The sequence below is a fragment of the Flavobacterium sp. Root901 genome (assembly GCF_001429765.1).
GTDB lineage: Bacteria > Bacteroidota > Bacteroidia > Flavobacteriales > Flavobacteriaceae > Flavobacterium.
In genome coordinates, this window is sequence record NZ_LMJB01000006.1 from 626361 (window position 1) to 652345 (window position 25985).

A 25985-nucleotide genomic window follows, 5' to 3' on the forward strand; every position below is an offset into this window, starting at 1 on the left:
TTAATAAGGCCAGTTTACGTGGAGCGGTTTGGGCATCCACGGATATTTAATGATAGAAAAGGCAAAGGGTGATTTATTAATTAAAATATCATAAGCCCTTTTATCAACCGTAAGTTCCCAGCGTTCTTCCTGTTCGACGAGAATCCCGTCACGTACAAGCCAGTTTCCCCTAAAACCGTCTACAGAAGTTTCCCCTATCACATCCCAGTACGAAATCGCCGCCTGCATCATGCCGTTAATGAGATTTTCCTGATCGTCACCTATTTCAATTTCATCAGGAACAGGGTTCGAAAGCGGAAGTCCGCATAAAACTTTATTTAAGGTCAGATAGGTTTCTTCGGTAGTTGTTATTCCTGTCACTACATATTGTAAATACTGTACTGCCTTTATTTGATTTTCTGAGCTGGTAAATTTGCCGTTTTCTACCAGATTAAGTCTTTCAAGAAGCATCTGGTAATAGTTGTTTAAAAGTACCATTCCGGCGTTTCGTACTGGCAGACCTTCTTTTAAATGGGTTTTAGTTGGTTTGGTATCTTTTGTAGCTCCGTTTTTAGCAGGGTTTTCCATAATTTTTGAGGTTTGCATTTTTCTTTTTTCATTTTTGACTATTTCCCTGAAGCTCAGCTGGAGCGACGGCGGAAACTGATAAATATGTTTTTCAATATCTATGAGGAAACTTTTTTTGGAAATCCCTTTTCTGGTTACGATATCCCAGATCAATTCGTTCCAGATAGTACTGATTGTAATTAAACGCCAGTTGTCATTGGCGGCAGCTTTAAGCACCTTTCGCAGCAAAAGGGCCTGTATTTCTTTTGAAGAAATGCCGTTTATGCTAATTCTTCCCAGTGTATGATGAAACTTTTCCAGTATTTTTAAATAGGATTCCCTGCTTTGATCCTGACGGTTAACAGCTGCGCAGAGCGTATTAAAAACAATATTACGGCTTAGCCAGTCTGTTTGTGCTTCTGAGATGAATTCTTTTTTAAGAATCTGAAAAAACAGTTTTGAGTCAGCAGCTATTATTTCGTCCAGCAAATCAGCCGCTTTAAATTCACCTAAAAGTAACAGTTCCTGTGGAATTTGTTTTTCGCAGATAATCATGACAAACCATTTATATTTTTCTTTTGGTGAAAGTTTTATTCCTGAAAAAAGGATATGTTTTTTTTCTGTTTTAAAAGAAGTTCCATATTCGGTTTCTTCTGAAATAGGTTCTTCAATTTCATCCGGTTCATCCGTATTTTCTGTTTTATATAATTCAGTTTGTATTTCTTTCTGAATTTTAAAATTAGGTTCATATTTATACTCAATTCCCTGTGTCGCCTTAGCTTCATTTATAATCTGATAAACAGCGGGAACCTGATTTTTAAGATAAAAGAAAAGAGCTTTGTCAAGCAGTTTTTGAAACTCAACCGCACTGCCTTTATAAGCGGGATAGTTCAAAATCGTTTTCCAGAATATTTCACTTAAATCTGAACGGATTTTGACAACTGAAACGGATTTTGACAACTGAATAATATAATCTGTCTGGTCTTTAATCCATTTGTTTTTTAAGGTTTTGCTGTTTTTTAAAAGATATTCTAAAATTACATCGCTTTCTTTTTTAGCTTCTTTTCTTAATGCTTTAAATATCGGGTCATCAAAATGGGATCTTAACACACTAGACAAAGATGACTGTGCCTGTTTAGAGGTATTCTGCATGAGCAAAGCCAGTTCAATAATATCGATTGAATTGTTGTTTTTGAGCTGTATTAAAAAGTTTTTTTTGATGGTAATGCCAAATGATTTAATGCGTTTAGACTGTAAAAGTTTGGTAATAAACCTGTAAAAATCATGACGTTTACCATTGGCTGTTTTGCGGGACAGTTGTATCAATACAGTTTCCATAAACAGCGAAGAAGTCTGTTCCGGGTGCAGCAGTATTTCCTGAATGCTCAGCCATAACAGGTCATCTGTCAGGAGTTCTTCGTGGAGATTGTATTTTTCTCTGGCGTTTAAAATTTCATAAACAATCTGTACCGTCTGTACCAGTTTTGTTTTTTTATAATTGGCGGTTTTAATGATTAACTGCAAAAGCTCACGGTTGAGAATGAGCGGAAGCAATGTTCGTATAAATTCTTTATTTTGATACGAAAGCATGACCTCAAAAGCTGTTTTAGGATGCAGGTGTATGTTTTTGATGAGTGATCTCTGCAGTTCTTTAAAAACAGTATTTTTAGCGGCATTTTTCTGCAGTTCGTTTTCCAGTCTTACAATCAGGTTTGTAAAATGCACTGCCGGATAATCAGTCTGGTTTTTATCGATTTGCTGACAATAAAGTGTATTTAAACGCTCATAAATAATAACAGAATGGTTGTTTTTTATCGCTGTAGGAATTTGGGCTGTCGTCAGCATTCCCAGTAGTTTTTCGGTCTTAATATTGCTTTTTTGACTTAATTCCGTAATACAGTGAAGCAAAAGTGCACCATGACTTCCATTTTTATTTTTGACTGCATATGCAATGGCGGTCTGCCATAAAAATTTCGGATTTACTTTTAGTTTTAAAATTGCAATGAGTTTAGTTATATAGCTAATGGTATGAGAGTGCAGGGCAGAAGAATCGATATTGACTGCTGCGAAAACAACCTGAACAGCTGCATCATCCAGATCCTGAATCACGTTTACAAATTCATTTCCATTTTTGATCATACGGCTGATGACCGCTTTGAATTTTCCGGAATTCTCTGTGTACAGAGCTGCAATAAGTTCGTTTAGAATATCACGCTGTGCTTTTGTTTTTCTTTCGCTTTTATTTTCAAACAATTTTTCGAGAAGCTGCCAGTAATCGGTATTTTTCTCAATGGTAAAATGTTCCTTTCTCTCGCCTTCAAACTCCTGTGTCAGCGTTCGAAGCGAGTATATAAAATCATTATTACGGGTAGTATTGTCGGATATTTTAATTACTGTATTTTCAATTAGAACAATAAGTTCTGAATACGCAATATTATAATGATTGGCCATCTGCAGAATACTACTTTTCATAAAAGCTACTTTATTGAAAAGTGTTCCCCTTTCGAGCAATAAAAAATTAAGAATAAAGAAATACAGGTTCTTTTTAAAACTTGCCGCACTGGTTTGTACAATAGTTTCTTTTACCTGAAGACTAGTGATGATTGAACTGAACTCGAGGATTGTACCACTGTTGTTGGGTTCCAGTGCCGCGATAATTTTGTTTGTATTTCTTTCGTCAAACTGCCAGGCAATCCTTTTTCGAACTTGTTCCTGTTTAATCCCTTCCTGCTTTATAATAGCAATAATTTCAGAAAGACTGTTTTGCAGTACTTCGGCCATAATATGGTTTACGGATCCTTCTTTGCTCTGGTAACTCCATGGCAGATAACCTTCGATCAGGAAAACGGTAAGGTTTTCCAAAATAGATTTTTCCTTATTATAAACAGATATTAAGTTTTGTTTCTGACTGTTTTGGTAAATAATCAGTTCCGCTATTTTATCCCTTAGCAGGGTGCGTATTTTGTTACTCAGATCAAATTCGAGATCATGGTAATCACAAGCTCCAAGATCTAATTCTAATGACTGTATTCTCCAGCTTTGTTCAGGAGGGCAGAGTTCGTTAAAAACCGCAGCGACTTCACGGGGCAGCGAAATTTTGCTCCAGCTGCTCAGGCGCTCCTGCAGTTTGTACCCTTCCTCTTTTTGGTCAAAAGTAGTGTCCCATTTTAGGCTCGATATAATATGGCGGTTAATTTCTTCCATTTCTTGATTCTAAAATGCTGGTTATACTATTAATCAGATTCAGGGCTGTCTCAGACGGGTTTGCCATTGCGGTTTTTGCAGCAGTAGTCAGTGCGGCTGTTTCTTCTTTGGCATAAATCGGCAGCAGCAGTGATTTATGTCTCAGGCTTTCGTGCCAATACATGTATTTTGGTATAAACTCTTCAAGCTGAGTACTGTTTACAAAAAGACATTCAGTACTTATATTGACCGGAAGGCTGGCTTTCAGGAATTGTTTTAAACGTTTTTTAAACTCAGCTGTCTGCAGTGCCGGAATAAAATCAGGGAACAGGAACAACATATTTTTTCTAAAAACCCTTGAATCTAGTGTTATATTTCCGTCTCCCGAAACAATTTTAATTCTGAATAAATAATCAGACTGGCTGGTTTGGGTATAATCACGCAGGTTTTCCAAAGGCATGGAACCAAATGAAAACGGAAACCGACTGTCAGCAAAAGATAAATAACCTTGTTCAAACTCACTGTCTAACACCGACTGGCTGCTGGTATTTAAAAGATAATTTAAATTGGATACCGCTTCAAAATCAATATTCTGAATGTTGTAAAAACTATAATTTACCTGATTCGGTTTAATGATTTCGAGGTCAAACTGCAATTGTTTTAATAGCAGTACGGTTTCGATTACCACAGTTCCGTTTCTTTTTTCGGTAAACCATAAAGATTCCTGAACGGAGAGGTATTCATTACGGTTAAGCGGGTTTAAGGTGCTGTTTCGCAACACTTCCAGTTTGGCATTTATAAAATTAGAATAGATGTTTTTTAAACCAAACAGCAGGCTCATCTTTAATTCAATACCTGAAAAATTGGTATAATCGGCTGCGTGCAGTTTTTCTTTTTTATTGATTTGTTCCGATTTAAAAATAAAATCGGTTGTGTTTTCATTAATAAACTGAAAATGTTTTTCTTTAATCTTTGGAAGACTTACATCCAGTATTCCGCTGGCATCTGTATGAATTTTGGATGCACTTATAAAATTATAGGCTTTTTGACGGTTATACGACAGCGAACCCAGGTTTTGCAGGTATAGGCTTTTAACAATAATCTGGTCTTTTCTTTTTTCGCCTGTATAAACAGTATCATCAATAAAGGCATCTATTACTTTTGGCGATTCGCCGTGTCTGGCGAGCAAATGATCCAGTAAATGGTTTCGGCGGTCCAGGTTTATATTTTCCTGTTCCATTATTTTCATCAAACCAAAAATGTACGGGTTGTACGGATCCTGCTGGTATTCAAGCCAGCTTTTTTCTTTGGACTCCACCGAAGAATCATTGGCATAACCAAAATCAAAAGTTTTATTGTCTTTTAATAAAGGCTTGATATGTGGAACGCTGTAGAGCGACTGGTAAAAGTAACTGGGTGCAAACATTTGATACGGTACCGGATATTGTAAATGTTCCTGTTCGTATTTGTCTTTTAAAGCATAAAAAGAAGCCTCATCTGATGGTGCCCCTGACAGGGAATTTTTAAAAGAAAAAAGCTTTGAAACATTCGCCAGCTGCGAAAACTGGTTGGCCAGTATCTGGTCAAATAAGGTCAGATAGCCTTTTAGCTGTCGGGACTGCGCCACTTGTACGGGATTAGAATCTTCGATCGTATCAGTTCCAATGCCGTACTGCGCCGGAAAAGTATTCTGGATGGAATAGTAGGTGTTGATATCCCTGAAATTACTTTTAGGAAGTTTACTTTTATCCTCTTTATTTAAAACAGCGGTTGTTTCTTCAAAATTGTCATCGTTTAATTTTAAAGGCCCAAAAGCATCAAAGGCCAGTTCTTTTCCGCTGCAGGTTAATACCAGTTTTTTACTCTGGTAAGAACCCAGTACATCAACAGCGATAATCTGATTAATGTCTGACTCCAGGGTTTGGGTTGTTTTTCCGTTCTGATAAAGCTGTAAACCCGAAATGGAAATCACATCCTTTACTGAATCGATTACGGGAACCAGATCAACAGCCTGTACGCTGTTTTTCTTATTGGTTAAAGATTCGTTTAAAATCCATCCATTAGCCAGGTTGGGACCGTCAAATATTTCGGCGGCGTTATATCCCAAAGCATTCAGGGTATTGTAACCCTGCTGGTTAACATTTGAAAAAATAAACGAACGTATTTTGTCCTGTAATTTCAGTAAAACGTCATAAGGTTCTGTATGCTGCTGAAGTTCTATTTTACCGCTTATCTGGCAAATTACAGGCTGAAGGGCAACAGGCATATTGAAAAGTTCGCCCAGATTTCGGCTTTTGTTCAGGTAATAATAAACTTCTCTGCATATAGCGCTTCGTTCATCAACATCTGTAATATCGGGGTTGATATACAAATACACCTGATACACCCTGCTAAAAAGCGGCAGGTTGCTTCCGTAACAAACAATTTCGACATTTACGATATTTTCTATTTCATCGATCAGGTATTTTTTATAATCGTTGATGTTACAGGGAGCGGTGGTAAAAATTTCCGAAGGCTGATAAAACTGATCTTTAAAATCAATCTGTCCATTGGCATTGGTCAAAATATCCTGAATACTAAAATCAGTACAGTATCCTAGTTCGGTCAGAGCATAACAAAACTGGTCTAAAATTGTAATTCCGGGATCACTTGGATTAAAGTTAGTCCATTCAGATCCTATATGAGTCTGGATATACGCAAGCGCTTTCGCCTTCAGGGTGGTAAAATCCTGATGCGAAGGAAGCTGGTTTTTTACTATGTAATTGACGATATCCATAATCTGTTTTTAAAAAGTAATGTGATGTTCCGGTGCCGAAACTAACAGGGTAGTCGGACCATAAGATTTAAGCGTTTCTTTGCCACTTTTGCAGGCAGTCATAAGTTTCGTTTCAGGATTAATAAAATAACTTGAAAACGTTACATTGTTTACCACAGCAACTCCTTCAATGCTCTGAATAAAAGTACTGACTTTGGCATCAACCAGTGATTTGTCTATTTTTACCTGCTGCTGGGTGCTGTTGATCCAGGGTGATAAATAGATTTTCAGGGCCTGGTTTACATTTTTCTGTATCAGCGTTGGCTGGTAACCGCTTTCTACTTCAATCTGTGCCGAAATGACCACATATTCCAGATTAAAATTGGAAACAATAATGTTAGCAAATGGCGAGGCATTCTGATTTAAATAGGTTTGTACCTCGCTTTCGAGGCAATTGGTAACAAGCGGGAGATAGGCATTACTTTCGTTTTCAGAAGCCATTTCTTTTATGAGGTAGACATTACAGCTGTTATCTGCTTTTTTGCTGACCACTTTTACATAATAGACATCGTCAAAATTTTCAGTGATCATAGTAAAATAATCACTGGTACTGCCGGCCCTGTTTTTGGTTTTAATACTATTGCTGATTCGCTGGTTTCGCTGGTTATCATTTTCAGCCGCTTTCCCTCCAAACGAAGGAAACGGCTGTAGAAGCGACGCAATCTGCGGAATAGCAGTCTGCGGTTTGGTAATAGTGCCCGCGTTAATCTGCGGAACGGCTGTATCGGTTAAAAAAGAAGTTCCGCTGCGCTGTACACTAAAACCATTTGTGAGTACCAAAGTGGTCTGCGAATACGAATCAACATCTCCGGAAACTACTATAGAAATCCAGTTATTACTGCCGGACATATAAATCTGACTATTCGCACAATCTGCAGGAACGGGAAGTTCTATAATACCGGAGCATTTAAAATTATTGGTTCCGTCAGATAAAGCCTGGATCTCGTTCCAGCCAGAATTACTTAAATAGTAATATTTAATTCCCTGTCCCGCTGTGGCAGCAATAGAATTTCGGGATAACTCAAAGTATAAACTCAGGGTACTGTTGCAAATTAAATTTTCCAGTTCGATAAATAAAGCACCAGAAGAGCTGAAAACAGGGTAGAGCGGCAAACCGTTTACGGTACCAGCAGAAGTACCTGTAATTGGAGCGATGAGAGAAACGGAATTCGTTGGTGTACTGCTGTTGTCATAAATTTTATAATGAGAAAAAGGTGAATACAGAAAATATTCTAATGGATACTCTCCGGTCTGATCAAGCTGATACGTCACACTTGCAGAATAATTAGCTGAAATGGTTTTTATCTTTGGGACAAAAGGGATATTAGCAGATGGTTTTAATACTTTGTCTTTGCTGGTGTCTTTTGACGAAATTATCAAACCGTTCTGCAGGGCTATAGCAGCTACTACATTCGGATATATTTCACTGCCAAAGCCATAATCAGGTCCGGCCAGCATTATTTTTATAAAACCGGATGTGCTGGCATCCGTAAATTTTAAAGGCTGGTTCTGAATGTAGGGATACGGCTGCAAAATAGTTCCCTGAGATGTTTTTGAGTCGGCAGCAGCTGGTTTGTTATAAGTATAATATGTACTTGAATCGGTAATAAAAGGACTTATAGTGTTGGCCGGTTCCGGATCAAACAAAAATACAGGATTGTTATTGGCTTCTGAAGGCACAAATACATAGTCGGTTCCGGTGTCATCAATTTTATACATAGTAAAATTATTCCATGACTTTTCCTGTAAAACACTAAAGCTTACTGTGAAACTTGAGTTTTTGTAATAATCGTTATCTTCTAAAGATTCGAGTACAGGAGGAAAGAACCACCTGCTGATAAAATTATTTTTAGGCGATGGAGCCGGCTGATCCAGATAATCATTGTAGGCCGAATAATACACCGAAAAATCAGAAGGACGTTTGTCCCAGTTTATTTTAATCCTGAAATTGTCCAGCGGTTTGCTGAAAATTTCATTGTTCCCGATTATAAAATTGGAATTCTCAAGCGGAATGGGTCCAAATGGGGGAAAAGGAGTTTTGGCGTTTAATTCCCCAAAATCATTATAAAGCTGAAAAGTAGTTATATCAGTAACCTTAACGGCAATAGAAATGCTTTTTATTTTTGGGGAATCTGCCGGATTTGTAACAGACGGGAATAAAACCTTAAACATAGGCCAGCTGGTTTGTATTCCGTCGGGATTCACATTAAAAGGTTCGATTGGTGCTTCTGTTGGCAAAAGGCTGATCGTAATGGTTATCGTATTGTTGCCAGGCTGTGTTGTGTTTAACTGAAAACTGGATGGTGTTAACTGCAGTTTCAGCCAGTCAGCCTGGGTACTTAAAAAATAGTCTGCATTTTGTAAAAGACTTAAATCTACGGCAGCACTAAATCCAAGGTTTAGGGTAATTGTTCTGCTGCCTTCTCTTAGCAGGAGCATAGGAGAAGCAAAAGCAGCACCTAAAGGCTGTACCTGTATTTCTGCTCCAGTATTGCCGAATGTTGGCCAGCTTACTATTTTACCGTTCTGGTTTTTCTGAACAGCAGTTGGTTTTGTTATGTTTTGTAAATTATAGGTATTATTGCTTTTTTGATAATGCAGTGTTTGTACACTGGCAATTGCGGCCGGATTTAAAACTGTATTTTTTTGGGATTCAAATACTATTGGGTTTTTATTGACATCTGTGCCGGCATTAAACAGTGTTCCGGCCGGTAAATTTAATACCGAATCATTTTTGGCAAGCACTGCAGACACAAAGGCCGTATCTGCAGCTGCCGGAAGGCTGGATTGTTTTAAAATATCTGAGTAATAAAAATCAAGATGTCTTTGGGAAATACTGTTTAATTCTTTTTGCTGTATTTTGAGTACATCAACAAAAGAACGCAGTAATGTAGTATCAGGATAGCGGCTTTTTTTACGGCTTAATTTTTTAAATTCATTATTTGAATGATGGATAACGGTTTCCAAAAAACTAAATAATCGGTCTCCAGTTGAAGCAACCGCATTTAAAGAAAAAACAGCTGTCTGCTGCTCTGCGGTATTTACAAGTGTTTCCGGGCTGTCAATCCCGAAAACTTCCCAGAAAGGCTGTTTTCCTTTGTTGATATTCCAGATTAATTCCTTAAAAGCTACTGAATCTAAAATATTATTTGGAGGTATAATCCCGTTTAAAGGTAAAGTGTGTAAGTATTGTTTAAAAGACTGTAAGGCCCAGAAATCTACACTCAGTTTTGTCTGTACTTCGTGCAGTATATATTTTTTAAGGTCGTATGTCTGATCCGTCATCTGCATGTAATACGTCCAGTTTTCTATCATTTTGTAGATTGCATCGAGATGATCAAAAAGCTTGTTTAAGGCTTTAACAGACAGGTATTTTTTATTTTGGTCGGATGCTAGTTTAGCAATTTCGGTACAGCTATTTTTATAGTTGGTATGCAGGTTTTTATAATTAATTTTGGAAATGGAAGCTGTTAAGAATACCGGATCTTTTAATAAAAACGGATTCCAGTTTCCCTCAATGGTGTTAGTATCATTATAAAAATTGATCAATTTGCTAAACTCGGCTATAAAATAAAGCCAGTCTTGTTCCTTTCTTCCATCTATTAAATGAGAAGACGGAACGAGAGCTTCGTTCAGCGACTGTATAGCACTATTTTGATCAACTGTAATCATTATTTTTTAGATAAATTGGTTCCTTCTTTTAAATGGAAAGGATAAACATAATTATGTCTTGTATTGGTTTGGGAATAGACGTAAATAATCAGGATTTCAATAAGTCCGTTCACAATATCCGTTGAAGCTATTTTTACATCCTGAACTACAATCCTGGGTTCAAATCGCAATAAGGCATAACGGATGGTTTCTACAATTTCACCTTTGAGGCTGTTGTCAATTTTTCTAAACATAAACTGCTGTAATCCTGAACCAAAATCAGATTCCAGCGTGCGTTCACCTTTACGCGTATTAAGAATAACACTGATAGATTCATTAATATTTAATTCATTTGCAGACATATTGAGCTGATGATTGCCCACAGAAAATGAAACGGGAAATGACCAGCCCGTGCCCAAAAAATGACTCTCTTTATTTGTTGTATTATCCACCTATCATTACATTAAATGCCCCGAGTACAATAGTGCCTCCGTGAGCAGTTGAATCTCCCATTCTTGCGGCGGGCATTCCGCCAATCATTACAGTCGCCGATCCTTTAATAATAGAATCAGGCGGTCCTACACAAACCAGCATATCGCCAACTCTGGCGGCTGGTAATCCCACAATTAAAACGGTAGGTTCACCAGGTCCTATTACAGGTCCGCCAACATGCGGAACAGGAGGAACTCCCGGTGTTACCATTGGGCATTCATGAAAATCGGTAAGTCTTGCTGCTGGAGGCATATTTCTCTTTTTTAATTGTTATTTTAATTGATCATTACCATAGCACCTTTCAGGGTCAGCTGCATTCCGCCCTGTACCTGTGCCATCTGCGAACCTTCAGCAGAATACTGCATATCGGCATTTTCTTTAATATTCATTGCTTTTGTTTGTACATCTCCTGTACTGGACTGGATTGTAATTCCCTGGTTTCCTTTAATACTTACAGTTTGATCGGCAGATATATTGATATTTTTCTGGCTTGTTAAATCGATACCGCTGTCAGACATCACGATACTGTTATTGTTTTGATCCTGAATCGTAATTTTTTTGTCTTTGTCACTTAGTATGATGGTATTTTTATTGGGCGTGGCTACTGTCCAGACTTTATTTTCATCGTCAAATTCGACCGAAATTCCTGATTTGGAAACAATAGCTTTGGTGGTATTTTTTTCATTAGGATCTAAACCGTTATAGGGTTTATTGCTGGAACTGCTGTAAAGACTTCCTAAAATAACAGGAAAGCGGGGATCCTCATTCAAAAAGGCTACAACAACTTCGTCTCCAACTTCGGGAAGGAAAAATGCTCCGGCTCCGCTTGTAGAATAAAAATTAGAAAGTCTTGCCCAAATTCCGGCTCCATTGATATCAAAAAGAGGAATCTCTACTAAAATCCGGTATTGAGAATCCGGGTCGTTGTACATTTGTTTTACGGTAGCATTAAAAAGTCCTCTTGCCCCCGGAATAAGCCCTGATGCAGATGGCGACATTACATCTGGTTCTTCGGTAAACCAAAGAGGTGAAAGTCCGAGATCTACTTCTGTAAACCAATTTCCTTCAGAGAGATCGTGTACCACTCCTGTAATGAGGTAATCGCCGTTAAAACGGTCCCCGAGGCCTCCAAAAGTCATATATTGGGCAGGTTCAATTTTACTGGTACCCTGAAATTTTGCAGTACCTATTATTTTGGCAAACTCACTTTTTACAATCTGTGCTTTTGACCAGTTAGTTAAATCAGTATTGTCTAATGGTGCCGAAGTCTGCAGCTGAAAGGAAGAAAGCCCAACCACATCAGACAGTTTTTTGGTCGAAAGATTTCCACTTCCTGCTACATTTGGTGAAGAAGGGCTATTAATCATGGACTGCGTTTTATAATCCCAGGAATTAGAAGTAACACTGCCTAATTGTGTCAATGAATCTAGTTTAGCATTAAATTCAAATAAATTATCTCCATAAGCCACAGTTAGAACAGAAGTTGTACTGCTGTCAGGTGCTTTTACAGATACTTTACCATTTATGGTAGTTACCACGAATCCGTTTGCCTCGGCCAGCGATAAAATATAATCCCAGTCGGTTGCATAATACTGCACTTGTTCCGGCCAGGTAGTTGAAGTAGCGGTTACATCAGCACTCAATCCGGAATATGTCCCAATAATAGAGGTGATAATGTCACTGTCTTTTTGATTGCTATAGGTAAGGCTTTTTCTGCCAACAATCATTTTGATAGCTTCATCGCGGCATTCGACTTCCAAAGCAGAACCTATTGACGGGTCTACACGGATAGATTGTCCAGTTATGATACCCTGAAAAATAATCTGCATATTGTTGTCATATCCGGCTTCTATAATGATAGAAGATCCAGGAACAAATGTGGCCGATGAACTGGCAGGAAAGGTACCTGTGGCAGGGTCTCCATCCAGAATTGTAATTCTGGCAACAGGGATACGGTTTATTTTTTTTTCAATATGAACAGCATAAACGCTAAGTTCATCCGGTATAACCGAACCGCCTGCTTTTACATTAAAAGTTGCTATCCCGCCGTTTTGTATGTTGTTGGAGCTGCTCATGAATTGGATATTATGGGTGGAAAGATTAATTTATCGATTCCACTTAAGTTTCTGAATTTATTTAGCTTGTTATATGCTGCGACCTGCACATAGAATGAATCATCGTTCCAGGTTTTTAAACATAGCTGAGGTAGTGACATTCCTTCTGTAACTGTAACAATATGAGTAAGGTCTGGTGACTCAGGGGCATCTGTCATAGTTACCGTTTCGGGTGAAATATATTGACTAAATGCCAGTGAGATTTTTGCTCTTAAAGGGCTTCCATCGGGTTTAAACAAAGTATAAGAAATGTCAATCGAGTTCAAAACGCCGCTGAAAGTGATATCCTGACCCCATTGTATTTTAACAAAGTTTGGACGGTGTATTTTACCATTATAAGTGTAAATAATGGTTTCTAAAGCTTTAATTTCCTGTGCCATGTCTACACGTTTGGCATCGACAACACCTGTACAGTCAATTACGATATCAAAATTAAGTTTGTCGCTGGGTGTGCTTTTATACTTTTGCGAAGTCGAACTTGTGGCCGGAGCCTGCTGTTCGTTGTAATCAATCGATTTTTGCAATTTAACAGTATCAGGATTGATCATAAATGTATATGGATTACCCGGGAATTTGTTTTGAAACTCCTCATCAGTATATCCCGTTATTTTCATCAGTTCCAGACTTGCCATTTTGTTGTTTTTTAACGTTTGTATCTATTTTCCTGATTTTTCTCAGATATCAGTCTCCTGCATTCTTCGAGAACTTGTTTTTTTAGAAGTAAAAACTCTTTTTCTTTTACGGCATTCCCTGTTCTGGAATTGGAGCTTACAATTTCTGTTTTGATTACTAATTCCCTTATTTCGATCGGCATAATGTTTTAATTAAATAAGTTATCATATTGAGTATTCGAAGAAATATTAAAATAAGTATAGGCCAGTTCGATAGACTCGATGGCAATATTGCTTTCCTGAGAGTTTAAATCAGAAACAGCATATTTCACGGGATAGGCATTATTAAAAGTCCATTGCATGCAGACAACACCATTTGCATTCAGCAGCCTCAGTATAACATTATGAGGCTGAATAGGATTGGCTAATCCCTGATCGATGCAGTTGGCACACCAGTTTACTAATGCTGATCCTACAGGTACTATGGCTCTTTTGAGAACTAAATTAGGACTGTTAGAAACTGTTGGGAGGCGGTATTTAAACCTGTTTTCGCCTCCGCTTACAATTTCTTCTGTACTCAATTCTTTAGAAATTCCGGATACTTCCTTAAAAGCCGCATCTACACCAGAAAATGAAAGTGTAAAATAAAAACTAACCGGATAATTACTATTTTCCGCCATTTTTTATAATTAACTGTTCGTGTGCAATCTCAATAGTATCAACAGCAACCTCATTTCCATCAGATTTTAAATCTGTACTGGTAATTTTGGTAGGCCAGGCATTGTTAAGTGTCCACTGCATAGTTACACCGCCTTTTTCATCTAAGAGTTTAATAATTACAGTTCTTCTTTTAATCGTATTCATTACGACCTGCTGATGCCAGTCCCAAAACGTATTATCGTTTACAAATACACCGCGTTTCATAGTCACATTTCCATATTTGGTAATGCCGGGCATTTTTTCTACAGAAAAAAGCGGACTGTTACTTTTGCGGTATTCTATAATTTGGTTTTCGACATCCATTCCTGTAACTTCCTGAAAAGCCACTTTTGTTAATTCTGTTCCCAGGTCTACTTCAAACCTGAACTTTGGCATGGGCCACGTTGCGCCTTGTACGCTTCCGTCATCTGTTGGCATGATATTTTAGTTTTAAATTAAAGACTTATTAAATTTAGCAGATACTGAACCTTCTTAACTAGAAGTTGCCATCTGTTGTTGAAAGGTCAGAACGATAAACTCGGCAGGATGTACTACTGCTACTTTTACGGTAACATTCATGAATCCGTTTAAGATGTCATCTGCTGTCATGGTAGAGCCTAAACCACAGGCTACAGAAAAAGCATCAGAAGCACTGGCGCCCTGTAAACCTCCTTGTTTCCAGATGGAAGTAAGGAAACTGCTGATCATAGCAATAACGGCTTCCCAGGTGTTTTTGTCGTTTGGCTGGAATACATAAGCCTGAGTTGCCAGTTTACAAGACTGTTCTAAAAAGATCATGGTTCTTCTTACCGGAATATATCTCCAGTCCTGGCTATTCCCGTCAAGTGTTCTGGAACCCCAGATTAGTATACCTAAACCATTAAATATGCGGATTGCATTAATCGATTTACCCGACACAGCATCAACGTTTAAGTTAGCCTGCTGGCTTTCAGAAATTGCAATTGGTAAAGCAGCTGCCCCTACGATAGAAGTATTGGCCGGAGCCTGCCAAGGACCCACTGCATTATCTGTAGTAGTAATAACACCAGCCATAGCGCCACTTGGAGGCAGGATATTAGCATCGCTTAAAACATGTTTTACAATTAAGCTATAAGTAGGAGATGCAATTAACAAGGCATTGTTGTTTTGTGTTACTGTTAAACCGCTGTTGGTATTCTGAATATTGGAAATAATAGTAGCAATACTAGGGTTTGGTGCACTTGGAGGGTTTAGGATTGCTGCCAGCTGGGTAACGTCGCCGCCAAAAAGATTGGTGTAGTCAATATCAGAATTCTGCATAATTGTTGTCCCGATAAAAGGATAATAAGCCATTCCGTAGTTTAATCCCTGAGAACCCGTGTTCATTCTGAAATTCTCAATATCCTGAGTATACAAAATAGGATCTGGCGCGTCGCCGCCAATAATGTCAAATAAGCTCATAGCAGTCTGCATTTGAGTACATTGAAGCAGCATTGACTGCATAAGTGTACCATTGTCGGCAAGACTTAATAAAGTAGCCTCCGGACAGATATACATTGTTGGCTCCGGTTCATTTAACAACAGAGACAAACCGTGGGTCAGATCATTTAATTGTACGTTTGGATTTACAATTGGTGTTCCGGGAGCGGCAGGCTTCTGCGATGCCGGGCCATAACTTCCTACAGATACGATATAAGCGTCTCCGCCTCCGTTTTCGTAGAAAAGTCTCACGCTGTTATACAAATAATAAATCGTGTTAGGATCTGGCACTATCGAATAATACGATCCGTTGATCAACATATAATCTCCTTTTACAGGCTGGCTTTTTTGCTGAACTAAATAATATTCAGGGCTGTACTGTTTAGCCGGACTTGCTGGAAGCGGTGGATCCGGTAAACAAAAAAAGGCTTGAAAATCAGAGAATGATGTAATTCTTACCGGTACATTAGTGTACGACTTTCCCTCGTATGAGGCTTGTGGTGTATACCCAATAAATGCCGGAACTGCCGTAGCAACTGCTACAACCGAATTTGGGAAGGCATTTAATTCTTGAATATAAACACCAGGAGTTTGGATGGTAGATAAATTCATTGATTTTTAATTTTAGTGTTCATTTTAAATTTTTGTTATAAGTAAATATATATGGGTGATGTAACCTGACTTTTCTCATCGGTATTTAAGATTCCAATTCTGGAAACATCGGGAACAGGTAAACCTTTAAATATGATTTTTCCTTTTGAGCTGTTTTGATTTAATTCAGAGGTATCACTCTTGTTGATTAAATCAAACTTGTATTTTGGTTTTTCACTGAGCGGAATATTGGCTGAACTTGAGGTAAAAAGCAAAGCTTCTTCACCTGTCTGAATTGTTACCTGCTGCGGTCCTTCAAACTGGATTGCTCCTTTTTCTGTAATCGAAGGATTATTAAGCGGAACAGCATTTCTGTTGATAAAATAATACTGCCATTGGGTAGCCCTGGCTTCAAAGTTTATTTTATATTGTATTGGAGTATTGCTGTACAGATTTTTTTGAAGATCGTCAAAATAGATTTTTACGCTGCCAAAATGAGGTGATATTGTTTTGGTTTCCAATGTCTGATTAAGGGATATTATTCCATTTGCAGATTGGTTTTTAGAATCCTGGCTGCTATATGTAATCTGGCCAAGCCATTGTATAGGCATCTCTGTAAAGAGATTGAAACTGGGATTACTGCATTTGATTTCAAATTCAAAATAATCCTGGAAAGTTGTTTTGGAAATATAGTCCAGTAAATCAGGAAGTGAAGTCTGAGTGCTGCCAAAAAGCTCAAATCCATTGGAAACCGAATCAATTTTAAAACCGAATTTGAGCAGTATGTTTTCTGTTATTTTATTTGGCTTAAAGTGAAGGCAGTTACATTTCTGATTATCAAAAAAAGTATGATACGCCATAAGCGAAAACATTTTTATGTAAATGCTCTTCTTCATAATGTTTGGCTGTTTGTGGTTTGTGTTACAGACGGAATAACCTGAGTCATTTGGTTAGCCTGAACTTTAATCAGTTTCATTTTGTAAATTATAGAAGGCTGATATTTGGCTGCCATTGCGGTCCATAAACTATGCATCTGGTGGTAAGAGATTTTTTCATATTCAAATTCCAGCCGGGACAAATCTGACGGAATAGAAGAGGAGGAAGACGCATCCAGATAATTGTTGATCTGAAAAAAATTAATTACTGCATCTAAAAACTTAAGTGACTCACTGTAATCTTCAAAATTACAACTGATTAATAAGTCTATATTATAACGTTCTACGGGATTAAAATGAGAATAATTACCACTTTCAAGTTTTTTGTTCTGTACATAAAAAGGCTGGTTGGTTTCCTTTTCTATATTGATTAATGACAATACAACTTTATTCTGATTACCCTTTGGAAATACACCGCTGGTATCAACAATATAATTCAGGACAATTTTATCATCATCTAATGCAAAACGGTTTTTTAAAAACTGTCCGAGTAAATTTTTCGTAAATTGTAATGAATCATTTATCATGGTTAATCTGTTTTGGGACACATCATATAGATATCCTTCTGATTGTTAGGGTAAAATTACTTTACAACTTGATTTGTGTAAGAAATTAAGCATGCACTTTTCGTATACATTTTTTAAAATTCTGTTTTTTCTGTAGACAAATTGTAGACATTTCTAACTTAAAGCTAAAAGAGTGCTTATTTTGTAATAATAGAGTTAAATAAAGTGATTTATTTTTACTATTTTATAAAATAGAATAAGTAATTCTCAAGCTTGTTAATATGCTTAGAATACTTATGCAAAGAATATTTTTTAGGAAGAGATGTTAAGAAACAGTTCTGAGATAAGAAATAATATCCTGATCTTTTTTAAGGGTTAGTTTCTTTTTGAGACGGTATTTGTGCGTGCGTACACTGTCCTGATTAATACCAAGAAGATTGGTAATATCGTTATTGCTCATGTTCATTTTAATATAACAGCAATATTTTAAATCCTTAGGACTAAGTGATGGATGTTTTTGTGCCAGTGCCAGTAAAAAATCAGGGTTAGACTGTTCAAAATAAATTTTAAAATCGTCCCACAGTTTATTATCTCCGGCTGCCGCTTTTATAGAATTTACGATAGACATAAGTTCCTGCCGGATGGCATCATTTACATTTGGAAATAGATACGAAATACGTTCTTTTACTTTTTTAAGTACTTCAACTTTTTGATCAAGTTCCATTACATAATGACTTAATTCTTTGGTGTAATGAATATTGTTATTTTTTAAAGCAGTTTCTGCAAACGATGAGGTAGTATTGTTTTTAAGTGCTGCTTTTTTTAAGAGGAATATAGAACGTATTCTGTACACTAAAAATTCGGCATTGTTGATATGGTTATAAGAATACGTAAATACAATACAGTTTGTAGACCAGCATAATGATTCACATTCATTACTTTGAGTTAAACATAAAATAGGGATGTCTAATTTTTTAGAACTAAACAGATTGTCTCTTAATATATGTTGGTTGTTTCGAAAACATAAAATAATTAGATCCGGATTTAAAGAAATAATAGTGCTGTTTAAATCTACTGCCCGTGAAACGGATACTGAAGAGAATGCAAAGTCAGACATAGTCGCTAAAATATTCAGGACTCTCGTTAATACCATAGTATCATCACATCCAATCAATATAGATTTTTTTTCAAGCATTTTCAGGTTAGATTGTTTTTGGCTGCAGGGTTTGTTATTTGGTCCATTAAAAATAATAATGCAGTACCGCTTAAATCGAAAATATGTCATAAAACAGGAATTTACTGTCATGAAATTATTTATATAAAGGAATGTAAAATTCTGAGAATTATAAGTGAAAAGGAGTGGCCAAAAATCTATTTTGGACAGAGAAACTAAAATTCAAAAGCATAAAATCATCATAATCTTTGTTTATAAAATATACTTTTTAGTATATTTGTTTTCTGATTTATTTAAAAAATGCTGACGAAAGCCGAAAAAACAAAACAATTTATATTAGAAACTGCGGTACCGCTTTATAATGAAAAGGGTATTTCAGGAGTCAATATTGATGATGTACTGGAGGCGACCAAGCTTACCAAAGGATGTTTATACGGTCATTTTGAAAATAAAGAAGATTTGTCAGAACAGGTAATTGACTTATCTCTTAAGATGGTTTCTGATAAAATCAGAGCTGCTGTCTACACCTCTAAGACCATGAAAGGTAAAATACATGCCTTTTTGGATTTTTATAAAAACCCCATTGATACGTATATTTCCGGCGGATGCCCAATTTTTAATACTGCCGTAGAAGCTGATGATAATTATCCTTTTATAAAAGAAAAAGTGGCCAAAGTATTCAAAAAAGGACAGCAGGAATTAGCTGCTCTGCTTCAGGAAGGAATTAATAATGGTGAGTTTTCAAGTAAACTTGATCCGGTAGTTTTTGCGTTTAAGCTGGTGGCTTCGGTTGAAGGCGGAATTGTAATGTGCAGGGTTATGCAGACGGCAAAACCAATGCAGGGATTGATAAAAAGTCTTAAGTTGGAATTAGAACAATATATCATCTAAATTTTTTTTGAAATAAAATAGACTAAAAAGTCTATTTTAAAACAAGTTAAAAAATCTAAATAGTAAGAATTAAATGGTTTTTATCAATAAAAAAGGAATAAACAGTAAATCCAAAATAGAAATTAAACTTTAAAGATCTCTAAAATGAAAGCATTTGTAATTAATAAGTATAGCAAAAAGCAAAGTCTGCAGCTTACAGAACTTTCTTTACCAGACGTAAGAGAGAATGATATACTGGTAGAAATCCATGCGGCAGGAGTCAATCTTTTGGATTCGAAAATAAAAGCAGGAGAATTTAAATTCATTTTGCCTTATAAACTTCCGCTCATTTTAGGTCATGATGCAGCAGGAGTAGTTGTTAAAACAGGAAAGAATGTTAAGAAGTTTAAAATTGGAGACCAAATTTATGCGAGAGTTTCAGATTATCGCATAGGTACGTTTGCCCAGTTTATTGCCATTGATGAAAAAGATGCTGCGCTCAAACCTAAAAATCTTTCGATGGAAGAAGCTGCATCTATTCCTTTAGTGGGGCTCACAGCCTGGCAGGCTTTGGTTGAAAGAGCAAAAATTAAACCCGGAGAAAAAGTATTCATACAGGCTGGTTCCGGAGGTGTTGGGACTTTTGCTGTTCAGCTGGCCAAACATTTAGGTACTGTAGTTGCTACTACGGCAGGTGCCCAAAGTGCTGGCTTATTAAAAAACCTTGGAGCTGATATCGTTATTGATTACAAAAACAGTGATTTCGAAAAGATGCTGCATAATTACGATGCAGTATTAAACAGTCAGGATCAGAAAACACTCGAAAAATCTCTGCGCATATTAAAATCAGGTGGAAAACTGATTTCTATTTCCGGACCGCCAACACCTGTTTTTGCTAAAGAAATTAAAGCGCCGTGGTTTTTAAAAATCGTTCTGTCATTATTAAGTTTAGGTATTCGTAAAAAAGCAAAACGTAAAAATGCAGACTATTCATTTTTATTTATGAGAGGAGATGGGGAACAATTAAGTGAAATTACCAAACTTATCGAGTCGGGTATAATCAAACCTGTTGTGGATAAAGTTTTTTCTTTCGAAGAAACAAATGACGCTTTATCTTATGTTGAAGGCGGAAGGGCAAAGGGAAAAGTAGTTATTAAAATGAAATAACAGTTTTTTACCAAGCCAAAGTTTTAAGTACGTTTTCTTTCTGATATAACCTATTTAAGATTTTAATCGGCACTTTTCGATTTGAAATTAGCAGATAATTCACCTGATAGTTATGAATGCATTTTTCTTTTTCATCATTCATTGTAGCCCTGACAGGTAATTTTATAAACAATATAAAACATAGTTTATATTAAAATGCTGTTTAACTGATGCAGCATTAAAAATGCTTTTTTTGAATTGAAAGTGCCAGATTAATATTTGTGATGTTCAGACAAAAATTAAAGCTTATTCTGCAGGAAATTCAATACTTCAATTGATAATAAATTTTAATTGCCAGAATGAGAGATAATGATTTTCTGAGTAATTTTTGCACTATCGGCTGTCATAAATATTGCAATGTATACTCCGGCACTTAATCCTGAAGTTGAAAAACTAAAGTTTTGTTCGGCACCTAAATTATCTTTTGAAATAACAGATTTTCCAAGAATATCATAAAGTCCAAATGATTTCATTATTTCATTATTTTGATTTGTAGCATTTAAAACCTGATTTTTATTGTCCTGACTAATAAAAAAATTATTATTTCTGACTATATTATTTGTTCTCAGTATTCCATTATTGGTAAAACTAATTTTAAATCGTCCTGTATCTTTTCCGGGCGAAACGACAACTTCATATGGCGCGTTTCTAATATCATGGTAAGACATGTCAACTGCATCGTATAGATAAATTGGCTGTGTATCATCAAAACCGTCAGTTTCAGAGATATAAAATTTAAATTTTGTACTTACAGCTGCTTTTGCAGAAAGCATAATTTTTTTGGATAAATTGAAATTAAGTCCCTGAATTATATAGTCTTCATTTTCAATCCAGAAAGAAATGTCCTGAGGAAAATCTGTATCCATATTTTTTACATCAATGCCGTTATCAACGCCGTCTGTTGCTTCAGAAGTAAAAACTAATTTAAGCTGTCGTGTAAACTCATCATTTATTATAGTATTGAGTTTAAAATAAGGTGTTAGAGGCGGCGGGGGTGGTGGCCCATCACAATTAGTACCAATATTTATTTGGGAAAAACTTTGAAAAGAAAGCAAAATAGATAGTAAGAGTAAAGATTTTTTCATATTTATTTTGGTTTAATTATAAATTTAACAGATTTACAAAACAATATTTTTTAACACCTTGAACAAATTAAAAGGAATACATTTTAAATTAAAAGAGAGAAGTAATAACTGACAGCTATATAGTATAACCGTTTATTGAGGAAATCGATAATGATGAATATTAACGGAGCTAAGCTAACGCTCCAGATGAAGTTGAATTATTTTGAATTTTTAAAAGGGCCAAAAGTGCGGCTAATAGTATTAAAAGAAGACAAAATAGAATAAATGGAATTTAAAAATCCGGCTAAATTTTTGAACGAAGTTTGTAAGAAGAACTCTGACTTTGTGATAATTTGATCAAAGGTAAAAAACAGCAATTTTTAGTAATTCTTAAAATCACTGCGATATGCCGGCTGAGTGGTGAGGGATAAAATCTTGATTGGTTTAATTTATTATTAGGAATTAATACTCTAGTAATTATTCCTTAATAATTCGGTCGAGAAATTCTTTGTTAATCGGTTTAACATGAAAAGAAACCACATTTTCATTACTGCTTGATCGGGCGATATCTTCACTATCGATTGTGGAGGATATGATATAGGTTCTGCAATAATTTTTTAGAGTAATGGATAATTTATCATATGCTTTTAGAAATTCAAATCCGGACATTAAAGGCATATAGATGTCTATAAAAATTATTTGAGGTAATTTAGAAATATTATCCTGATTCTCCTGCAAATATTTCATGGCTTCTTGTGCTTCTGTATAATGCAGCACATTTTTTCCAAAATTATTCTTAGTGACCATACGTGAGATAATATATAAATCTACCAGATTATCATCAATAATCATAACTGTTTCAAATTTTGGGTCTAGTTCTTTTAACATGGTTTCAAATTTTTTAGCGTGATATTAAATTTGGTTCCAGTCCCTTTTTCCGACTGTACTTCTATAGAGCCCTGTAATATTTCTACGGCATCTTTAACGATATATAAGCCAATACCTGAGCCATCTTTGCCCGAAAGACGAAAAAACATTTCAAATATTTTTTTATGATATGCAGGATCAATTCCTATCCCGTTATCCTCTATTGAAAAATGGAGATTGTCATGATCTGAATATCCAAATATTTTTACAAATTGGTCGGCTTCGTTTATTTTATGGTATTTTATGGCATTGGAAATTAGATTTTTTAAAATAGTTGTAAATCGAAGCTTATCTGTATAAAAAGGCTTTTGTTCCTTTATTTCAATTTCAAAACGAATTCCTTTTGCTTCTTTCATTCTCTGAAGCGAATCTACTATGTCAAGCATCATTTCGTTTATGGGTATATGTACCACTTCAAGCCCTGTACGGTTATTCCGCGAATAGCTTAAAATATTTTTTATAAAGTCATCCAGACGATTGATACTGATCCTTATCAGTTCGGCATGTTTAAGGGTATCAATTTCCTTGCTTTCTGTTTCAATAAAAGAAATCAGACCAAGAATAGAAGTAAGGGGAGAACGCAGATCGTGTGATACACTATACACAAATCGATCCAGTTCTGCATTGGTTTTAATGAGTTCCTGGTTTCTTTTTTCCAGATTTGTTTCTGCTTTTTTACGATCAGAGATGTCATTAGAAAGAATTAATCTTGCAGCAGTTCCTTCATACACAATATTATGGGCAATAATTTCGACAGGAACAATACTTCCATCTTTTTTTATATGATTCCATATTCCCCTGTTATAATTCGATTCATTAATAATTGAAATATCACTCAACTTTATGAAATGAATTTTATCATCATTTGGCCGAATGTCCAAAGCAGTCATAGAAAGGAATTCTTCACGGCTATATCCGTATTGCAGCATTGCCATTTTATTTACATCCAGAAATTTAAAAGATGCTAAATCAATAATCCACATTGGCATTGGATTATTGTCAAAAAGATACCGGTATTTTTTTTCACTTTTTCTCAGTTCTTTTTGTGCCAGTTTCATTTCTGTAATATCAGAAAGTACAATAACTGCTCCTGTTATTTCGCCATCAGCATTGTGAAACGGAACAGGGTGTGGCAATACATTGCGCTTATCTCCATTGGGGCGTTCTATAATTATTTCCTTGCTAAGGATTGGATCTCCTTCTTTTAGTGCTGCAGCCAGCGAACATAAATTCAGAGATGCAGGCTGCTTTCTTTTATTATCATTATTATTCCATGAAGTATGCCATAAATCTTTTCCCAGCTCAGGCTCTCTGCCCCATAATGCCGCGGCAGCTTTATTATAAAGTACTATTCGTCCTTCAGCATCGCAAGAGTAGGTGGCAACCGGCAGTTTATGAATTAGATCTTTATACATTTTTTCGCTTTCTTCAATTTTTTTTCGCGATAGAACCTGCTCTGTTACGTCATTGCCAAAAATAAATATTCCATCAATATTATTATTAGCATCCCTGCGTGCCTGAAAAATAAAGTTTAAGTAAACGTCTTTTAGTTTTCCGTCGCTGTAGCGGTCAAATGTTATGGGCATTTCATTAGCAGAAAAACTTTCACCGGTTTTGTATACATTATCTAAAATTTCAAAAATTCCCTGTGTTTCAAGTTCCGGTAAAACTTCTTTTACAGCCTTCCCAATAATGTCACTCTTATCAATTAATTGCAGGTAAAGTTCATTTGCCAATTCATAAACATGATCCGGACTGCCTAAAATTGCCATATAGGAAGGCGCCTGTGAATATATATTGAAGAATTGCAGTCTTTCAATTTCAAATGCTTTTTCTATATTTTTTTTCTCAGTAATATCCCTGCCTATGCAATAGCATAATTTTTTAACATCATCCCGTACAGCAGAACATTGCAAATAGATAATATTTGTGTTTTTGTGTATGAACTTTTTTTCAAATATTGGCAGGTGTGTCTCACTTCTAAAATCGATGTTTTGATTTATAAGTACACCAGAATCCTCACGAAATATAAACTCACTGCATTTTTTACCAATTAATTCTTCAGGTTTATAGCCTAAAATATGTTCAGAAGCTTTATTTACCCACACAAATCTTCCTTCTTCATCACAAGAACAAATTAGATCCATAGAAAAATCTAAAATTTTACCAAGATCAGTTAACGGTTCTTTGAAATAATAAGGAACATTGTTATTTTTTAATGCCTGTTTACTTTCTGAAATATTATGAGTAGCCATTTTGCTTGTAATTGAAGTTTACTTAAGTCGTTTTTTAATCTTTAAGTTTTATAAATTTATTAAAATCATCTTGTCGTCTTTTGGCAACAGGCAAAATCACTCCATTAGAAAGTTCGCAGAAATACCCGTCTTTTTTTGAAATTTTAGCGATATGACGAAGATTGATAATATAAGAATGGTGTATTCTGAAAAAATAACTGTTGTCAAGAATGGCACTGTATTCGCCTAGATTTCTGCTTGACATTATCTTGGCTCCGCTGCTTAAAATAAAAACGGTATATTTTCCATCAGCTTTGCAAAAAGTAATTTCTGCCATGGGTATGAGTTCTATTTTCTCTAAAGATGCAACGGCAACATAATCATTTTTTTGATTAATAGTATTTGAAATATTTATATTGTTAATTTTTTGATGTTGATACGAGCGCTCCATTTCCCTTCTTTTAATTACTTTATAAATAGCTACTATTATGGAATTAAAATCAATTGGTTTTAGTAAAAAATCAACGGCATCGTGTTTAAAAGCTTTGACAGCATAATCCTTTTTTGCAGATATAAATACAAGTTTGGGAATACAAAACTCTAATTGTTCGAGCATTTCAAAAAATAGATTATCTGTAAGATAAATATCCAACAAGATCAGGTCTGGCTTTTTCTCTTTTATTAAAATCATTCCGTCTTTAATAGAATCTGCGTTACCAATTATCTCAATAATCATAGCATTTTCTTCCTCAAATTTTTTTAAGATTTGAGAAGTTTCTTGTTCTTCAGATATGATTATGGCATTAATAGGGGTCATCGTTTTTTTTGCTTTATTTATCAATTCAAAAATTTAGTTCTTAAACTAGATCTAAATGTTTTTGATTGTCAATTGTTTACTGATACAGGCGG

Annotated in this window: 20 protein-coding genes; 2 read left to right on the forward strand and 18 right to left on the reverse strand. The window is 35.7% G+C overall.

Annotation, left to right across the window (positions count from 1 at the left end; translation table 11 throughout):
• The 14 genes from ASE21_RS12165 to ASE21_RS12225 all read right to left on the reverse strand — a co-directional run bounded on the left by ASE21_RS12165 (position 1) and on the right by ASE21_RS12225 (position 18796).
• A complete protein-coding gene (locus tag ASE21_RS12165; RefSeq protein ID WP_057122931.1) occupies positions 1–3750 on the reverse strand; it encodes a contractile injection system tape measure protein in 3750 nt (1249 codons plus the stop codon).
• Positions 3737–6505: a hypothetical protein gene (locus ASE21_RS12170; RefSeq protein WP_057122932.1), complete on the reverse strand. Its 2769-nt coding sequence runs from the start codon at positions 6503–6505 to the stop codon at positions 3737–3739. Before ASE21_RS12170 ends, ASE21_RS12165 begins: the two co-directional genes overlap by 14 nt.
• A 9-nt stretch (positions 6506–6514) precedes the next feature.
• On the reverse strand, positions 6515–10216 hold the full coding sequence (locus tag ASE21_RS12175) for a baseplate J/gp47 family protein (RefSeq protein WP_057122933.1): 3702 nt from the start codon (positions 10214–10216) through the stop codon (positions 6515–6517).
• Positions 10216–10647: a GPW/gp25 family protein gene (locus ASE21_RS12180; RefSeq protein ID WP_057122934.1), complete on the reverse strand. Its 432-nt coding sequence runs from the start codon at positions 10645–10647 to the stop codon at positions 10216–10218. The genes ASE21_RS12175 and ASE21_RS12180 overlap by 1 nt, the downstream gene beginning before the upstream one ends.
• Positions 10640–10939, reverse strand: a complete 300-nt coding sequence (locus ASE21_RS12185) for a PAAR domain-containing protein (protein WP_057122935.1) — start codon at positions 10937–10939, stop codon at positions 10640–10642. Before ASE21_RS12185 ends, ASE21_RS12180 begins: the two co-directional genes overlap by 8 nt.
• 23 nt (positions 10940–10962) lie before the next feature.
• The gene (vgrG, locus tag ASE21_RS12190; RefSeq protein WP_057122936.1) at positions 10963–12762 is read right to left on the reverse strand and encodes a type VI secretion system tip protein VgrG; all 1800 of its coding nucleotides are present in this window, start codon (positions 12760–12762) and stop codon (positions 10963–10965) included.
• Entirely contained in the window at positions 12759–13433 is a 675-nt protein-coding gene (locus ASE21_RS12195) for a hypothetical protein (protein WP_082603472.1), read from the reverse strand. The genes vgrG and ASE21_RS12195 overlap by 4 nt, the downstream gene beginning before the upstream one ends.
• Before the next feature lie 11 nt (positions 13434–13444).
• A complete protein-coding gene (locus ASE21_RS21845; RefSeq protein WP_157848778.1) occupies positions 13445–13615 on the reverse strand; it encodes a DUF5908 family protein in 171 nt (56 codons plus the stop codon).
• A 6-nt stretch (positions 13616–13621) separates the two neighbouring features.
• Positions 13622–14092 carry a phage tail protein gene (locus ASE21_RS12200; protein ID WP_057122937.1) on the reverse strand — a complete coding sequence of 157 codons (471 nt, stop codon included), beginning with the start codon at positions 14090–14092 and terminating at the stop codon, positions 13622–13624.
• Positions 14079–14549: a phage tail protein gene (locus ASE21_RS12205; RefSeq protein ID WP_057122938.1), complete on the reverse strand. Its 471-nt coding sequence runs from the start codon at positions 14547–14549 to the stop codon at positions 14079–14081. Before ASE21_RS12205 ends, ASE21_RS12200 begins: the two co-directional genes overlap by 14 nt.
• A gap of 54 nt (positions 14550–14603) precedes the next feature.
• Complete coding sequence (locus tag ASE21_RS12210; protein ID WP_057122939.1) at positions 14604–16181, reverse strand: phage tail sheath family protein; 1578 nt, start codon at positions 16179–16181, stop codon at positions 14604–14606.
• Positions 16182–16216: 35 nt separating this feature from the next.
• Positions 16217–17056, reverse strand: coding sequence for a hypothetical protein (locus ASE21_RS12215; RefSeq protein WP_128414692.1), 840 nt, complete (start codon positions 17054–17056; stop codon positions 16217–16219).
• The gene (locus ASE21_RS12220; RefSeq protein WP_057122941.1) at positions 17053–17622 is read right to left on the reverse strand and encodes a Pvc16 family protein; all 570 of its coding nucleotides are present in this window, start codon (positions 17620–17622) and stop codon (positions 17053–17055) included. Before ASE21_RS12220 ends, ASE21_RS12215 begins: the two co-directional genes overlap by 4 nt.
• Positions 17623–17926: 304 nt before the next feature.
• Positions 17927–18796, reverse strand: a complete 870-nt coding sequence (locus tag ASE21_RS12225; RefSeq protein WP_157848779.1) for a helix-turn-helix transcriptional regulator — start codon at positions 18794–18796, stop codon at positions 17927–17929.
• Positions 18797–19075: 279 nt separating this feature from the next.
• On the opposite strand from ASE21_RS12225, the gene ASE21_RS12230 reads away from it, so the two are divergent.
• Both ASE21_RS12230 and ASE21_RS12235 read left to right on the forward strand, forming a co-directional pair.
• A complete protein-coding gene (locus tag ASE21_RS12230; RefSeq protein WP_057122943.1) occupies positions 19076–19666 on the forward strand; it encodes a TetR/AcrR family transcriptional regulator in 591 nt (196 codons plus the stop codon).
• A gap of 144 nt (positions 19667–19810) precedes the next feature.
• Entirely contained in the window at positions 19811–20812 is a 1002-nt protein-coding gene (locus ASE21_RS12235; protein WP_057122944.1) for an NADP-dependent oxidoreductase, read from the forward strand.
• A gap of 326 nt (positions 20813–21138) precedes the next feature.
• Here the strand turns inward: ASE21_RS12235 and ASE21_RS12240 are convergent, their stop codons facing one another.
• From ASE21_RS12240 to ASE21_RS12255, 4 genes are all read right to left on the reverse strand, one after another.
• A complete protein-coding gene (locus ASE21_RS12240) occupies positions 21139–21936 on the reverse strand; it encodes a T9SS type A sorting domain-containing protein (protein WP_057122945.1) in 798 nt (265 codons plus the stop codon).
• A 456-nt stretch (positions 21937–22392) separates the two neighbouring features.
• Positions 22393–22803 (reverse strand): response regulator, encoded by a 411-nt coding sequence (locus ASE21_RS12245; protein ID WP_057122946.1) that lies wholly within the window; start codon positions 22801–22803, stop codon positions 22393–22395.
• Positions 22797–25097, reverse strand: a complete 2301-nt coding sequence (locus ASE21_RS12250; RefSeq protein ID WP_057122947.1) for a PAS domain S-box protein — start codon at positions 25095–25097, stop codon at positions 22797–22799. The genes ASE21_RS12245 and ASE21_RS12250 overlap by 7 nt, the downstream gene beginning before the upstream one ends.
• A gap of 34 nt (positions 25098–25131) precedes the next feature.
• Positions 25132–25917 carry a LytR/AlgR family response regulator transcription factor gene (locus ASE21_RS12255; RefSeq protein WP_242410267.1) on the reverse strand — a complete coding sequence of 262 codons (786 nt, stop codon included), beginning with the start codon at positions 25915–25917 and terminating at the stop codon, positions 25132–25134.
• Between the last annotated feature and the right edge of the window lie 68 nt (positions 25918–25985).

What these genes read in the sequence shown, in the direction of transcription:
- ASE21_RS12170 (WP_057122932.1), bottom strand. Translation starts at nt 6,505, where the DNA reads ATGGATATCGTCAATTACATAGTAAAAAACCAGCTTCCTTCGCATCAG.
- ASE21_RS12240 (WP_057122945.1), bottom strand. Translation starts at nt 21,936, where the DNA reads ATGAAAAAATCTTTACTCTTACTATCTATTTTGCTTTCTTTTCAAAGT.
- ASE21_RS12210 (WP_057122939.1), bottom strand. Translation starts at nt 16,181, where the DNA reads ATGAATTTATCTACCATCCAAACTCCTGGTGTTTATATTCAAGAATTA.
- ASE21_RS12195 (WP_082603472.1), bottom strand. Translation starts at nt 13,433, where the DNA reads ATGGCAAGTCTGGAACTGATGAAAATAACGGGATATACTGATGAGGAG.
- ASE21_RS12225 (WP_157848779.1), bottom strand. Translation starts at nt 18,796, where the DNA reads ATGCTTGAAAAAAAATCTATATTGATTGGATGTGATGATACTATGGTA.
- ASE21_RS12175 (WP_057122933.1), bottom strand. Translation starts at nt 10,216, where the DNA reads ATGATTACAGTTGATCAAAATAGTGCTATACAGTCGCTGAACGAAGCT.
- ASE21_RS12185 (WP_057122935.1), bottom strand. Translation starts at nt 10,939, where the DNA reads ATGCCTCCAGCAGCAAGACTTACCGATTTTCATGAATGCCCAATGGTA.
- ASE21_RS12215 (WP_128414692.1), bottom strand. Translation starts at nt 17,056, where the DNA reads ATGAAGAAGAGCATTTACATAAAAATGTTTTCGCTTATGGCGTATCAT.
- ASE21_RS12245 (WP_057122946.1), bottom strand. Translation starts at nt 22,803, where the DNA reads ATGTTAAAAGAACTAGACCCAAAATTTGAAACAGTTATGATTATTGAT.
- vgrG (WP_057122936.1), bottom strand. Translation starts at nt 12,762, where the DNA reads ATGAGCAGCTCCAACAACATACAAAACGGCGGGATAGCAACTTTTAAT.
- ASE21_RS21845 (WP_157848778.1), bottom strand. Translation starts at nt 13,615, where the DNA reads ATGCCGATCGAAATAAGGGAATTAGTAATCAAAACAGAAATTGTAAGC.
- ASE21_RS12220 (WP_057122941.1), bottom strand. Translation starts at nt 17,622, where the DNA reads ATGATAAATGATTCATTACAATTTACGAAAAATTTACTCGGACAGTTT.
- ASE21_RS12205 (WP_057122938.1), bottom strand. Translation starts at nt 14,549, where the DNA reads ATGCCAACAGATGACGGAAGCGTACAAGGCGCAACGTGGCCCATGCCA.
- ASE21_RS12250 (WP_057122947.1), bottom strand. Translation starts at nt 25,097, where the DNA reads ATGGCTACTCATAATATTTCAGAAAGTAAACAGGCATTAAAAAATAAC.
- ASE21_RS12165 (WP_057122931.1), bottom strand. Translation starts at nt 3,750, where the DNA reads ATGGAAGAAATTAACCGCCATATTATATCGAGCCTAAAATGGGACACT.
- ASE21_RS12235 (WP_057122944.1), top strand. Translation starts at nt 19,811, where the DNA reads ATGAAAGCATTTGTAATTAATAAGTATAGCAAAAAGCAAAGTCTGCAG.
- ASE21_RS12200 (WP_057122937.1), bottom strand. Translation starts at nt 14,092, where the DNA reads ATGGCGGAAAATAGTAATTATCCGGTTAGTTTTTATTTTACACTTTCA.
- ASE21_RS12230 (WP_057122943.1), top strand. Translation starts at nt 19,076, where the DNA reads ATGCTGACGAAAGCCGAAAAAACAAAACAATTTATATTAGAAACTGCG.